General features: G+C 61.7%; 14 protein-coding genes. 9 read left to right on the top strand and 5 right to left on the bottom strand.

Annotated features, from left to right (window positions below; all coding sequences use genetic code 11):
* The first annotated feature begins 27 nt into the window (after positions 1-27).
* Genes VGL01_RS19185 through VGL01_RS19175 form a run of 3 tightly spaced genes read left to right on the top strand, consistent with a single transcriptional unit; the run spans position 28 to position 3,233 of the window.
* Entirely contained in the window at positions 28-1,353 is a 1,326-nt protein-coding gene (locus tag VGL01_RS19185; protein WP_331572123.1) for an MFS transporter, read from the top strand.
* Between the two features lie 39 nt (positions 1,354-1,392).
* A complete protein-coding gene (locus VGL01_RS19180) occupies positions 1,393-2,238 on the top strand; it encodes a transketolase (protein WP_331572121.1) in 846 nt (281 codons plus the stop codon).
* A complete protein-coding gene (locus tag VGL01_RS19175; RefSeq protein WP_331572119.1) occupies positions 2,235-3,233 on the top strand; it encodes a transketolase family protein in 999 nt (332 codons plus the stop codon). Before VGL01_RS19180 ends, VGL01_RS19175 begins: the two co-directional genes overlap by 4 nt.
* Before the next feature lie 73 nt (positions 3,234-3,306).
* On the opposite strand, the gene VGL01_RS19170 is transcribed toward VGL01_RS19175, so the two are convergent.
* Positions 3,307-3,789: an NUDIX hydrolase gene (locus VGL01_RS19170; protein ID WP_331572117.1), complete on the bottom strand. Its 483-nt coding sequence runs from the start codon at positions 3,787-3,789 to the stop codon at positions 3,307-3,309.
* Between the two features lie 97 nt (positions 3,790-3,886).
* A complete protein-coding gene (locus VGL01_RS19165; RefSeq protein ID WP_331572115.1) occupies positions 3,887-5,461 on the bottom strand; it encodes an alpha-amylase family glycosyl hydrolase in 1,575 nt (524 codons plus the stop codon).
* Between the two features lie 39 nt (positions 5,462-5,500).
* On the opposite strand from VGL01_RS19165, the gene VGL01_RS19160 reads away from it, so the two are divergent.
* From VGL01_RS19160 to VGL01_RS19145, 4 genes are all read left to right on the top strand, one after another.
* Positions 5,501-7,165, top strand: coding sequence for an alpha-amylase family protein (locus VGL01_RS19160; protein WP_331572113.1), 1,665 nt, complete (start codon positions 5,501-5,503; stop codon positions 7,163-7,165).
* 111 nt (positions 7,166-7,276) lie between these two features.
* Positions 7,277-9,043 carry a fumarate reductase/succinate dehydrogenase flavoprotein subunit gene (locus VGL01_RS19155; RefSeq protein WP_331572111.1) on the top strand — a complete coding sequence of 589 codons (1,767 nt, stop codon included), beginning with the start codon at positions 7,277-7,279 and terminating at the stop codon, positions 9,041-9,043.
* A gap of 15 nt (positions 9,044-9,058) precedes the next feature.
* Positions 9,059-9,304 carry a ferredoxin family protein gene (locus VGL01_RS19150; RefSeq protein WP_331572109.1) on the top strand — a complete coding sequence of 82 codons (246 nt, stop codon included), beginning with the start codon at positions 9,059-9,061 and terminating at the stop codon, positions 9,302-9,304.
* 6 nt (positions 9,305-9,310) lie between these two features.
* A complete protein-coding gene (locus tag VGL01_RS19145; protein ID WP_331572107.1) occupies positions 9,311-9,604 on the top strand; it encodes a DUF971 domain-containing protein in 294 nt (97 codons plus the stop codon).
* A 44-nt stretch (positions 9,605-9,648) separates the two neighbouring features.
* Here VGL01_RS19145 and VGL01_RS19140 read toward each other — a convergent pair whose 3' ends face one another.
* Together VGL01_RS19140 and VGL01_RS19135 are read right to left on the bottom strand one after the other, a co-directional pair.
* Positions 9,649-10,374, bottom strand: a complete 726-nt coding sequence (locus tag VGL01_RS19140) for a hypothetical protein (RefSeq protein WP_331572105.1) — start codon at positions 10,372-10,374, stop codon at positions 9,649-9,651.
* A 457-nt stretch (positions 10,375-10,831) separates the two neighbouring features.
* The gene (locus VGL01_RS19135) at positions 10,832-11,524 is read right to left on the bottom strand and encodes a TetR/AcrR family transcriptional regulator (protein WP_331572103.1); all 693 of its coding nucleotides are present in this window, start codon (positions 11,522-11,524) and stop codon (positions 10,832-10,834) included.
* Between the two features lie 163 nt (positions 11,525-11,687).
* Between VGL01_RS19135 and VGL01_RS19130 the strand changes: the two genes are divergently transcribed.
* Both VGL01_RS19130 and VGL01_RS19125 read left to right on the top strand, forming a co-directional pair.
* The gene (locus tag VGL01_RS19130; RefSeq protein WP_331572101.1) at positions 11,688-12,476 is read left to right on the top strand and encodes an SDR family oxidoreductase; all 789 of its coding nucleotides are present in this window, start codon (positions 11,688-11,690) and stop codon (positions 12,474-12,476) included.
* 54 nt (positions 12,477-12,530) lie between these two features.
* Positions 12,531-13,532, top strand: coding sequence for an NADP-dependent oxidoreductase (locus tag VGL01_RS19125; RefSeq protein WP_331572099.1), 1,002 nt, complete (start codon positions 12,531-12,533; stop codon positions 13,530-13,532).
* Positions 13,533-13,590: 58 nt separating this feature from the next.
* On the opposite strand, the gene VGL01_RS19120 is transcribed toward VGL01_RS19125, so the two are convergent.
* On the bottom strand, positions 13,591-13,903 hold a 313-nt coding region (locus VGL01_RS19120), incomplete at its 5' end, for a heme-binding protein (RefSeq protein WP_331572097.1).

The raw sequence follows: 13,903 nt of genomic DNA, 5'->3' as shown, positions 1-13,903 counted from the left end.
AACCGGAGCCATGGCAGGAGACAAAACATGAGAATGAAGTACACCGACGCGTCCGTCACGGACGGCGTAGCGCCGCGTTACGACGCGCGAGATTTCGAAGCGAAGACCTACGCGAAAGTGGGTCGTCGCCTGATACCGTTCCTGATGCTGTGCTATCTCGGTGCGTACCTGGATCGCGTCAATGTAGGGTTCGCCAAACTGCAGATGCTCAACGAGCTCCGCTTCAGCGAAACGATCTACGGCATGGGCGCGGGGATCTTCTTCCTCGGATACTTTCTATTCGAGGTGCCGAGCAATCTGATCCTTCACCGCGTCGGTGCCCGCAAATGGCTCGCGCGCATCATGCTGACCTGGGCGGTCATTTCCGCGAGCTTCGTCTTCGTGAAGTCGCCCGCGGCGTTCTACGGGCTCCGGTTCCTGCTCGGCGTTGCAGAGGCGGGGTTCGCACCGGGCGTCATTCTCTATATGACGTACTGGTTCCCCTCCGAGCGGCGGGCGAAGGCACTGTCGTTGTTCTTCATGGCGATCCCGCTGGCCGGCATTCTCGGCGGCCCGCTTTCGGGCTGGATCCTGCATTCGTTGCAGGGCTCGCTTGCGATGTCCGGCTGGAAATGGCTGTTCCTGCTCGAGGCACTGCCGTCGCTCGTGCTGGGGATCGCGATCCTCTTCTATCTCGACGACGGTATCCAGCAAGCGAAGTGGCTGACCGACACGGAAAAGGCCGTGCTCGCCCGCAACGTATCCAGCGATAACGCGCAAAAAGTCGCCCACCTCTCGATCCGTGCATTCGTGCGCGATCGCCGCTTGTGGCTCATGGCTGCGATCTACTTTTGCGTCGTGCTCGGTCAGTACGGGCTCACGTTCTGGCTGCCGACCATCATTCGTAAAGCCGGCGTGGCCGATCCGCTGTGGGTGGGGCTCTTCACCGCAGTGCCTTACCTCTGCGCGATCGTCGCGTTGCCGTTGATCGGCGCCAGCGCGGACCGTTTCAGAGAACGCCGCTTTCACCTCGCGGTCCCAATGCTGATCGCGGCGGCCGGCTTCGCGTCGCTGCCGCTGCTCGGCAGTGTGGGCGCATCGATCGTCTGCCTGTGCGTTGCATCCGCGGGCATTCTCGCGGCGTCGTCCCAATTCTGGTCGTTGCCCACCGCGATGCTGGGTGGCGTGTCCGCCGCCGCGGGGATTGCCGCGGTCAACTGCTTTGCCAATCTCGCGGGCTTCTTTTCGCCTGCGATCGTAGGCTGGCTCAACGATTTGACAGGCAAGTCCACGGCTGGCCTCGTTTTCATTTCGCTGGCCGTGACGCTCGGCGCCTTGCTGGTTTTCCTCGTGCCCCGATCCGTCAATCGCTGAGCCAGCTTGTCATTTCATCGGCTGATCACAGGAGAGAACATGAGCAGTCAAATTACACCGGAGGCCGTGCCGCTCGCGGAACGCGCCTGGCGGATCCGCAGAAATGCGCTGTTGATGGGCGAGGTCCAAGGTCAAGGCTACATCGGCCAGGCACTGGATATCGCCGATGTCCTCGCAGTCGCCTACTTCGGCGCGATGCGCTATCGCGCGGACGATCCCGATTGGGACGGACGAGACCGCTTCCTGCTCTCCAACGGGCACTACGCGATCGCGCTCTACGCCGCGCTTTTCGAAGCCGGCATCTTGCCCGCTCATGAGCTCGAGAGCTACGGAAGCGACGACAGCCGCCTGCCGATGTCGGGAATGGCGAGCTATACGCCCGGCATGGAAATGTCGGGGGGGTCGCTCGGACAAGGCCTGACGATTGCGGTCGGACGGTGCCTCGGGTTGAAGCGCAAGGGCTCCGATGCCGTCGTCTATACGCTTTTCTCGGATGGCGAACTCGATGAAGGCGCGATCTGGGAAGGCATCATGTCCGCCGCGCATTGGAAGCTCGACAACCTGATCGCGATCGTCGACGTCAACAACCAGCAGGCAGACGGCCCGTCCACGCAGATCATGGCATTCGAGCCGCTCGTCGACAAACTCGCGGCGTTCGGTTGGTTCGTGCAACGAATCGACGGCAACGACATCGACGCCGTGAAGCGCGCATTCGACAATGCCCGCGCGCATGCCGAACCGCAACCGCGCATCATCGTCTGCGATACGCGCATGGGGTGCGGCGTGCCGTTTCTCGAGCAACGGGAGAAGAACCATTTCATTCGCGTCGACGAGCATGAGTGGAAGCTCGCGCTTCAGGCACTCGACGCAGGGAGAAAAGCATGAACACCGTGGCAGACAAGCCGCGTCTGAAGACGTCGGCGATGATTGCGTCCATCGCGGGCGAGGGACAGGTGACCCGCTCCGCGCCGTTCGGGCATGCGCTGGTCGAACTGGCGCGCGACAAGGCGAATGTGATCGGTATGACGGCCGATCTGGGCAAGTACACCGATCTGCACCTCTTCGCCAAGGCGTTTCCCGAGCGCTACTACCAAATGGGAATGGCGGAACAGTTGCTGATGGGCGCGGCCGCGGGGTTCGCGCACGAAGGCGCGCAGCCGTTCGTAACGACGTATGCCGTCTTCGCGACGCGCCGCGCCTACGACTTCATCCATCAGACGATCGCCGAGGACAACCTCGATGTGAAGCTGGTCTGCGCCCTGCCCGGTTTGACCACGGGCTACGGTCCGAGTCATCAGGCGGCCGAAGATCTCGCGCTCATGCGCGCGATGCCCAATATGACGGTCATCGATCCTTGCGACGCGCTGGACATCGAGCAAATGGTGCCCGCCATCGCCGCGCATAAGGGGCCTGTCTATGCGCGTCTGCTACGAGGCAACGTGCCGGCCGTGCTCGACGAATACGATTACCGGTTCGAGCTCGGCAAGGCGAAAATGCTACGCGACGGCAACGATGTGCTGCTGATCGCCTCAGGCATTCTGACGATGCGCTCGCTCGAGGTCGCTCGCGCACTCGAAAAGGACAACATCGGGGCCGCCGTGCTGCATGTGCCGACCATCAAGCCGCTCGACACCGAGACCATCGTGCGGGAAGCCCGGCGCAGTGGACGCATGGTTGTCGTGGCTGAAAACCATACCGTCGTCGGTGGGCTTGGGGAAGCGGTGGCGGCGGAACTGATGCGAGCCGGCGTATCGTGCCCGTTCCGGCAGATCGCGCTTCCGGACGCGTTCCTCGATGCCGGGGCGCTGCCGACGCTGCATGACCGCTACGGGATATCGACGAACGTCATGGTTGAACGCATCAAGGGTTGGTTGAAATGATGTAAGCCCATACCGTGTTCAGACACCGCTCCGGCTTCGCGGCAATGTGGCCTGAACACGGTTCGAAGCATCTTCATCGGCTGCTGCCGATAAATGCAGCGACTGCCCCCGTCAGCGCGATGCCAGTCAATTCCTCCGGGGACGCCAGCTGCGCGGCGACGATCTCACGGTTATCGAGCCGCAGCGCGGGTAGGCAATCGAGGTGCAGTTCAAAAAAATGCACGTGGTCTATTCGCCCGTCCCACGTACCGCGGACGATGCCCGCGGGCGACAATGCGTCCACCGAGAGGCCCAGCTCCTCCTGCATTTCGCGCCGCGCCGCCGCGTCGGGCGCCTCGCCCGGGTCGAGACTGCCACCGGGAAAGCCCCACTCGGCCCGGTACGATGGCTTCACGAGCAGGAGCGCCCTGCCGACGTAGACCGCTACGAGCGCACCCTCGTGATGAGGCCGTCGAACGTGCCACCAGATACGAGCCAGCCGGAATCCGAGGCGAAGCACCACGCGCCAGACAGCATCGACGACCCGGGTCGATCGCGTTCGCTCGAGGCTCGGCATCAGGTTTCTCTTTTTTCCATTGGTCGATCACTCTCACGGGACGGCTGGCGAATGATGAATGATATGTGGAGCCGGATAGCGGTTGCAATTCAAGCGTTCACACAGCCGCGACAAATGCTTCGCCGGCCGAAAGCCGATTGACGCCTTCTTGAAGCGGCTGGCCGTCTCGGCCGGCAAGCGTGGATAGCAACACGACACCACCGTGTGCGGATACCGTGGCATCTTCGCGGCCCATATTCAACGCGATCAAGAGCCGCTCATCGCCGAGGCACCGTTCGTAAGTCAGCACGTCGCCCTGTGCAGCCACGTTCGCTATCGTGCCCCGCACAAGCGCCGCGTGGCTGCGTCGCAACTCGAGCAGGCGACGATAGAGCGACAACAGGCTCGACGCGTCGCCCTCTTGCGCTCGAACACTCGTCGTCGTGCCAACCGGCAACCAAGGCCGACCGGTCGTAAATCCGCCGTTAGGCAGCGAACCGTCCCACTGCATCGGCGTACGCTCCGGATCTCGCCCCTGCCCGATTCCGGGTTGCCGCAGTTCCGCCGGATCGCGAATCGCATCGGGCGGAATACGACCGTCGGTCATACCGATTTCATCACCGTAATACAGTGTCGGGGTGCCGCGCAGTGTCAGCAGCAACACGGCCGCCACGCGCGCCTGCTGCGCACCGATGCGCGATGCGACACGGGGATTGTCGTGGTTGCCGAGCACCCAGTTCGGCCAGGCATGTTCGGGCAACGCGCTGTTGTAATCCCGTATCGAGCGGGCGATATCACCCGCGCGCCAGGCCACGTTGAGCAACTGAAAGTTGAACGGCATATCGGCACCCTCGCCGTTCGGCCCGTAATACGTCATCAGCTGAGCAATGGGCAGATAGATTTCGCCAATCAACACCTTCTCGCCATATTCGCTGAGCGTGGCACGCATCGAGCGCACGATGTCGTGCACTTCTGGCTGATCCTCAGTGTAAGTCTGCAATAGCCGGTGATGTTCGGGCTCACCGGGCCGGTAGCCGGGGTTAGGCGGATTGTCGCGAAACTGCGCGTCCTTGATCAGCAACCAAAGTACATCGACACGGAATCCGTCCACGCCGCGATCGAGCCAGAAACGCAGCACGTCGTCCATGGCGCGGCGCACTTCCGGATTGCGCCAATTCAGGTCGGGCTGCTCGCGTAAAAACGCGTGATAGTAGTACTGCCCGGTCGATTCGTCCCACTCCCACGCCGAGCCGCCCATTCTGCTCAGCCAATTGTTTGGCGGCCCTCCGTCGGGTGCCGGATCGCGCCAAAGGTACCAGTCGCGCTTCGCATTATCGCGCGACGAGCGGCTCAGCTCGAACCAGGGATGCTGGTTAGACGTGTGATTCGGCACGAAGTCGAGCAGGACCTCGAGGCCGAGACGATGGGCGTGGTCCACCAATTGCTGGAATTCGGCAAGCGTGCCGAACATGGGGTCGATATCGCAGTAATTGGCGACGTCGTAACCGAAGTCGGCCATGGGAGACGGATAGATAGGCGAAATCCAGACAGCATCGGCCCCGAGCGCGGTGATATATCCCAGGCGCGCGGCGATGCCCGGCAGATCGCCTATGCCGTCACCGTTGCTGTCTTGAAACGAGCGCGGATAAATCTGGTAAATGACACCACGTTGCCACCATTTCAGCTCCGACATAGCCGTTCCTCTCAACGATTCATCGTTTCGACGCCCCGCATGTTCAACGACCTCTGGTATAAAAATGCCATCATTTATTGCCTTTCGGTAGGCCGGTTCCTCGACGCCAATGGCGACGGCATCGGCGACTTCCAGGGTCTCATGCGGCGGCTCGATTACCTGCAGGGGCTGGGCGTGACGACGATCTGGCTGATGCCGTTTCAGCCGTCGCCGGGACGCGATAACGGGTACGACATCACGGACTATTACAACGTCGATCCGAAATACGGCACGCTCGGCGACTTCTCCGAATTCACGCATGCATGCGACGAGCGCGGCTTGCGCGTCATCATCGATCTAGTGGTGAACCACACGTCCGACCAGCATCCCTGGTTTCAGTCAGCACGTAGCGATCCCGGTTCGCGCTATCGCGACTGGTACGTGTGGTCCGACAAGAAGCCCCCCAATGCGAAAGGCGGCGTGGTGTTCCCCGGCGTGCAAAAATCGACGTGGAGTTTCGACAAGCAGGCGAAGCGCTGGTATTTCCACCGCTTCTACGATTTTCAACCGGACCTGAATACGTCCAATCCCTGGGTTCACGCCGAGCTGCTGAAAATCATGGGCTTCTGGGTTCAGCTTGGCGTATCGGGGTTTCGAATGGATGCCGTCCCGTTCGTGATTGCCGCGAAGGGTGCCGCGGTGCGCGAACATATCGAGCAATACGGGATGTTGCGCGCCTTTCGAGAATTTTTGCAATGGCGCGAGGGCAACGCAATCATTCTCGCGGAGGCGAATGTCCTGCCCGATACGGATTTCCAGTATTTCGGCGATGCGGGCGAGCGCTTGCCGATGATGTTCAATTTTCAACTGAACCAGAATACGTTTTACACCCTTGCGACGGGCGACACCAAACCGCTCAAGAAGGCGCTTATCGCAACGAAGCCGCGCCCCGCGAGTGCGCAATGGGGCGTATTCCTGCGCAATCACGACGAGCTCGACCTGGGCCGGCTGCCACCTGAAATGCGCGATGCGGTGTTCGCCGCATTCGGCCCGGAACCGAACATGCAGTTGTACCAGCGCGGCATTCGCCGCCGGCTCGCGCCGATGCTGTCGGGCGATAGGCGCCGGCTCGAACTCGCCTACAGTCTGATGCTGACTTTGCCGGGCACCCCGGTGATCCGTTACGGCGACGAGATCGGCATGGGCGACGACCTGAGCCGGCCCGAGCGCGAAAGCATGCGTACGCCGATGCAATGGTCGGTCGAGCCCCAAGGCGGCTTCACGAAACATCCTAAGCCGCCTGTGCCGGTCATTTCGGGCGGACCTTATGGTTTTGAGCGCATCAATGTGGCGCAGCAGCGCCGCGACCCCGAGTCGTTTCTGAACTGGACGGAACGGATGATCCGCATGCGCCGCGAAATGCCCGAAATCGGCTGGGGCGATTTCGAGGTGCTGCGCACATCGCGAAACGATGTGCTTGCGCTGCGCTATGACTGGCGCAACAACTCGGTCCTATGCCTGCATAACTTCACCGCCGAGGCGTGCACCGTGAGATTTCGCTCCGGCTGCAACCGGCCCGACGACGACCGGCTGATCAACCTTCTTTCCGATGACCACAGTCAGGCGGGCGACGACGGCCGACATGCGGTCGTGCTCGAGCCTTACGGGTACCGGTGGTACCGGGTCGGCGGACTCGATTACCTGCTCAGGCGCACCGAGGTCTAGCGGCGCTCGAGTGTCGCTCGCAAGGAAAATGCAAAGCAGAAATTGTTGGTTGGACCTCATGTAGCCGCTCGTTAGACTCGACTCATCTTGTCATAACGAGTCGGAACGCAGATGAACACGCATGTACTCGAATACGACATTGTCGTGGTTGGCGGCGGCACTGCCGGCCCGATGGCTGCCGTCAAGGCAAAGGAGCGCGACCCCAGCCTGAAGGTCCTGCTGCTCGAAAAGGCCAACGTCAAACGCAGCGGCGCCATTTCGATGGGGATGGACGGCTTGAACAATGCCGTCATCCCGGGCCACGCGACACCCGAACAATATACGCGCGAGATCACGATCGCAAACGACGGCATCGTCGATCAGTCGGCCGTCTATGCGTACGCCAAACACAGCTTCAAGACGATCGAAGAACTAGACCGTTGGGGCGTCAAATTCGAAAAGGACGGCAACGGCGATTACGCGGTCAAGAAAGTGCATCACATGGGCTCTTACGTGCTGCCGATGCCGGAAGGTCATGACATCAAGAAGATGCTGTATCGGCAGCTAAAACGCGCTCGCATCGCGATCACGAACCGCATCGTCGCCACGCGTCTTTTGACGGACGCGCATGGCAACGTCAGTGGCGTTCTGGGCTTCGATTGCCGGACGGCCGATTTCTACGTCGTTCGCGCGAAGGCCGTAATCCTGTCATGCGGCGCGGCGGGACGACTGGGCTTGCCCGCTTCCGGCTATCTGATGGGCACCTACGAGAACCCGACCAACGCGGGCGACGGCTACGCCATGGCGTATCACGCGGGCGCTGCGCTCGCGAACCTCGAATGTTTTCAGATCAATCCGCTGATCAAGGACTACAACGGTCCCGCTTGCGCCTATGTGACGGGGCCGCTCGGCGGCTATACGGCGAACGGCAAGGGCGAAAGGTTCATCGAATGCGACTACTGGAGCGGACAGATGATGTGGGAGTTCTACCAGGAACTCCAAAGCGGCAATGGTCCCGTGTTTCTCAAACTCGACCATCTCGCCGAAGAAACGATCCAGACCATCGAACAGATTCTGCACACCAACGAACGCCCGAGCCGCGGGCGCTTTCATACGGGGCGCCGAACCGACTATCGGCATCAGATGGTCGAGATGCACATCTCCGAGATCGGCTTTTGCAGCGGACACAGCGCCTCGGGCGTGTATGTCAACGAACGGGCCGAAACCACGGTTGGCGGCCTTTATGCCGCGGGTGACATGGCCGCCGTGCCGCACAACTACATGCTCGGCGCCTTCACGTACGGCTGGTTCGCGGGGCAGAATGCGGCGGCCTTCGTCGCGGGCCGCGAGCACGCCCCGCTCGATCAGCAGCAGATCGATGCCGAGCGCGCACGCGTGTTTGCACCGCTCGAACGCGAACACGGGCTTGCGCCCGCGCAGGTCGAATACAAGCTGCGCCGCATGGTCAACGATTATCTGCAGCCGCCGAAGGTCACACGCAAGATGGAAATCGGCCTGCAACGCTTCGAGGAAATCGCCGCAGACATCGCGTCGATCAAGGCCACGCATCCCCATGAACTGATGCGCGCGGCCGAAGTGCGCGCGATCCGAGACTGCGCGGAAATGGCCGCGCGCGCGTCGCTGTTTCGCACGGAAAGTCGCTGGGGACTCTATCACCATCGTGTCGACTACCCGCTGCGCGACGACGCGCATTGGTTCTGCCATACACATCTGCGCAAGGACACGCAGGGCCGCATGCTCAGCGAGAAGCGCGCCGTCGAACCCTATATCGTCCCGCTCGACGAGCGGGACATCGGTTCATACCGCAACCTTCGCATCCATGCGGATGAGAAAAGCCAACGGACGCATACGGGCGCGTTGGCCGACGCCAGTGCCTGAACGGAGAAAAGTCCCATGTCGTACATCCCGCATGACATTCTTCACCGAAGCACGGCGCCCGTCACGATCGACGAAAGCAAATGCATTGCCGATAAGGGCTGCACAGTCTGCGTCGATGTCTGCCCGCTCGATTTGCTCGCGATAGACGTCAGCAAGGGCAAGGCATACATGCAATTCGACGAATGCTGGTACTGCATGCCGTGCGAACAGGACTGCCCGACCGGCGCGGTCAAGGTCGATATCCCGTACCTGCTGCGCTAGCGAGCCATGAAGAGTCCACGGTCGATCGAGTTCAATGCCGATGCGTTGACACTGCATTGGAACGGCGAACCGGCACAACAGATTTCGGCGCATGCGCTGCGGATGCAGTGCCCATGCGCCGAGTGCCGACGACTTCGCCTACGCGGAGCAACGCCTGTCGTGCCGCGCGATATCGCCGTTCTGGAGATTCGGTCGGCCGGTTACGGCATGCAGCTGGTATTCAGCGACAATCATGCGCGGGGTATCTTTCCATGGGCCTACGTGGCCGCGTTGTCCGGCTTCGCTCTCAGTTCGATGTGACGTGGGCAAGCTGTGATCACACAGCTGCGACCCCGCGCCTGATTTCACTGCCAACCGGATGGAGGAGGCAGGCCATCTTCCAAAACTCTCGTACAAATTGCGTTGGGGTGCAGGCTCCTTAGCTTTTCCCAATCGCTGGCGAGCGTTTCCAGGTTGAGAAGGCCACTCTCCGAATTAACAATTTCGGTCATCATCTCGGGTGTCAATACAACGCGCGTCTGCTGCCCCGTTTCCGAGTTGTAGAAATCGGTCAGTGCATGCAATCCCGCGGCGCCATGGTGGTTCACGATCTCGGAGATCTGATACGGTGTATGGCCCCATCCCTCGAGCGCCTCGGCATGAGTGCGCAGCGCATCCAGCGCCTCGATGCCATGCATGTGAGCAATTACGACGAGCTTTGCGGGCCTGTACGGTAGCGGCCCGTCGTCGTTCGCGCGTCTCGCCAGTTCAGCCATCAATCGCTCTTTGTGTTTATCGGGCCAGCGCTGCAACTCATTGCTGTACACCCCGACTCCCTTAAGTGCCGCCGCGCCGCAGTTTTTAGCGATCGTGAGCCACTGTTCACGCGTGAATGCGTCGAAATCGAGGTCGCCCGACGCCAGCACGGTTAATGTCGCGAATGCGTCGTTTGGACGCATTTTGATAATGTCGGCAATGTCATCCGTGGAAAAGCCATCCGAAAACAAGTCGGACATCATGTCGCTCACGCTTTGCCCAGGGTGGCGGAGTCCGGCTCGCTCCGATTCGAGAGTCGCGATAATCTCGCGCATCTTGCCCTCGCTGACTGACGGCGCCGCGCGATCGGTCGTTCCAAACGATGCGGTCCGATGTCTATCGGATTGTCCCCGCGGCTGCAAGCCGTCTGTCAGCGGAGATTGCGCGCGAACGACGGGATCGATAGGTCGAGGCGCTTTGCCTCCACCGTCCGCGCCGCCCGGATCCGGCAAACCTCCCGAACCGGCCGGCGTGCTGTCACTGACACCTCGCATCACAAGCCCCTTCCATACAAATATGACGATGACGCGACTATAGGAAATGTCGTGACGACGATCGCAATCCTCTGCGAAGCAATCCCCTCCAATGCGCAACCAAGCGATTCGCCGGTTTTATAAGCGCCGAGGTGGTCTGCGTACCGGCCTTCATCCAGGCGGGGTTCCCGCCGGAGCGACCTCCTCCTGAGACAGACGTTTACCTCGGTTCGAGATCGACTCAGCGCACCGAGGCGCCCTATTTCGAATTCTTTCCCGTCCCAGTGGAGAATGTGCGCCTGCTCTCCCTTCTCTTCCGGGGAACGGCCTGTTGTGCAGTTTTAGAGGCAGGCCTGTCACCCGAAGGTGCGCTTGCTGCCTGGGCTTCGCCCAGTGACGCAAGAATCTCGTCGCGGCAAACCGCCAGGATTTCATCGGCCAGCGGCGAGTCGTCCGGACATGCGCGCGACAGGACAATGGCGCCCACCGCCTGCGCGAGTATGGCGAGGCATCGCGCTCGCGCCCGCCCCCGGTCGGCGCCGTCCGACGCAGCGCCCTCGGGACTCAGCAGAGCCAGTTGATTCTCGATGCCTGCCGCAAACGCGGCCCGAACGGCCTCCGGCTGGCGCGCGGCGTCACCGCTCAGCGCGGCCATCGTGCAACCGGTGGCGCGCCCATCGCGATGCTCGCGGGAAAGGTAATACCGCACGAACTCCGGCGCATCCACGCCGGCACTGAGCGCCGCCGACTGCGCCAAGCCGCACGCCGCCGATTCCGCCATCAAGTCGGACTTCGAGCGAAACTGCTTGTAAAAGCCGCCATGGGTGAAGCCGGCGGCGGCCATCAGATCCGCAACGCCAACGCCATCGTAGCCGCGCTCCCGAAACAGCCGGGACGCCGTCTCGACCACGTGCTCCCGGTTGGCCTGTGCCTGTGCCTTGGTGATCTTCATTTCCTGACCACGGTCGGTTCATGTCTGCGAAGGCTCCATCATACATTGATGTCGGTCGTAATCAAAACATTGACAATTTAGATTACGGCCATCATCATTGCATCCATGCCATGAGCGGCATAGCTTCCGCCCCCGTCCGCCCCCCTTGCAAAGGAAATGATCCATGACCACGCTTCCGACCGTTCTCGTCACCGGTGCCTCGTCCGGCATCGGCGCTACCTACGCCGCGCGCTTCGCGGCCCGCGGCCATGACCTTGTGCTGGTTGCTCGCGACAAGGCGCGCCTCGATGCGTTGGCCGCGCGCCTGCGTGAAGAAAACGGCGTGGCCGTCGAGGTGCAGCAGGCCGACCTGACCCAACCCGCGGATCTGGACGCAGTCGAGGCTCGCCTGCGCGACGACGCACGCATAGGCATCCTGATCAACAACGCCGGGATAGCTCAATCGGGCAGCTTCGTACAGCAGAGCGCCGATAGCATCGAGCGTCTGATCGCGCTCAACACGACGGCGCTGACGCGGCTCGCCGCCGCGGTCGCTCCACGCTTTGCGCGCGCAGGTACCGGCGCGATCGTCAACATCGGCTCCGTGGTGGGTTTCGCGCCCGAGTTCGGCATGTCGATTTATGGCGCCACCAAGGCCTTTGTGCTGTTTCTCTCGCAGGGATTGAACCTCGAGTTGTCGCCGAGCGGCATTTATGTGCAGGCGGTGCTGCCGGCGGCGACCCGCACCGAAATCTGGGGGCGCGCCGGCATCGACGTCGATACGTTGAACGAAGTCATGGAGGTCGACGAACTGGTCGATGCGGCATTGGTCGGCTTCGATCGCCGCGAACTCGTCACCATCCCACCGCTGCACGTGGCCGCGCGCTGGGACGCATTGGATGGCGCCCGTCAAGGGCTTTTGTCGGACGTTCGACAAGCGCACGCGGCCGATCGCTACCGGCCGCAAGCCTGATCGCTGCTGATGGCCCGCTGCGCTGCCCACACCAGACATTGGAATTAGAACGACATGAAGGCACTCACATTCAAGCGCTACGGCAAGTCGCCCGAGATAGGGTTCGCCGATGTTCCGCGTCCCACGCCAAAGCCCGATGAGCTGCTAGTCGAAGTGCACGCGGCGGGGTTGAACCCGATCGACAACATGATTCCGGCGGGAACGTTCAAACCCATTCTCAAGTTCGAATTGCCGGCGACACTGGGCAGCGATATTGCCGGCGTCGTGGTTGAAGTCGGCAGCCGCGTGACGCGTTTCAAGCCGGGCGATGCCGTGTTTGCCAGCATCTTCGACCTTGGCAGGGGCTCGATCGCCGAATTCGTGGCGGTGCCGGAAAGTGTTGCCGCACCGAAGCCGGCCAAGCTCGATTTCGTGCAGGCGGCTTCCATTCCGATGGTCGGCCTCACCTCCTGGCAAGCACTGAAGGAGCGCGCTGGCGTCCGTGCGGATCAAAAGGTCTTCATCCCGGCCGGCTCCGGCGGTATTGGCACGTTCGCGATCCAACTGGCGAAGTATTTTGGCGCGAAGGTGGGAACGACCACCAGCACGGGCAATGTCGAATTGGTCACGGCGTTGGGCGCAAACGAGGTGATCGACTATAAGAAGCAGCACTTCGAGAAAGTGCTCGGCGGCTATGATGTCGTGCTCGGCACACTGCGGGGCGACGCGATCGAGAAGGCTGTCGGTATTCTCAAACCGGGCAGCAAGATCGTCTCGCTCATTGGCCCGTTGGACGCTGCGTTCGCACGGGCACGGCGTCTGAATTTCGTTTTTGGGTTCCTGTTCGCCTTGATGAGCCGCAAGATCATGCGCATGGCAAGAAGGCAGAACGTCAGTTATTCGTTTCTCTTCGTGCGCCCCGACGGTGCGCAGCTCGCCGAAATTGGCGAATTGCTCGAATCGGAACGCATTCGTCCCATCATCGACAAGGTCTTTCCGTTCGAGCAGGCTAAGGAAGCGCTCGAATACTTGGCCCAGGGACGCGCCAAGGGCAAAGTCGTCGTGAGCGTCAGGTGAGCTGGCAACCGGGTGGCCGTGCAAAAGCGCAGCGGCCCCCCGGTATCGGCAGTTCGACTCACTGTATAAATCCTGCCTGACGCAGTGCCTCCTCGGCGGCCTCATGATCTTGAGCCGACGTTCCCCCAGAAATACCGATGCCACCGACCAGACGCCCTTCGTGGAAGATCGGTACGCCACCGCCGACCGCCATCAGCCGCGGATGGTGCGCCAGCGGGGCAACGGTAGGTTCGGCCATGTACTGATTCCATTGGTGCGTGGCCATGCCGAATGACGCGGCGGTCCATGCCTTGTCGATGGCGACGTCGACAGTCAGGAATGGCGCCGTATCCGCGCGCTCGAAAGCGCGCAGGTGACCGCCTGCATCGGTA

It is taken from the genome of Trinickia sp. (assembly GCF_036503415.1).
Taxonomy (GTDB): domain Bacteria; phylum Pseudomonadota; class Gammaproteobacteria; order Burkholderiales; family Burkholderiaceae; genus Trinickia.
Note: the sequence above shows the minus strand (reverse complement) of the source record. Positions and strands in the feature narration are given on the sequence as shown.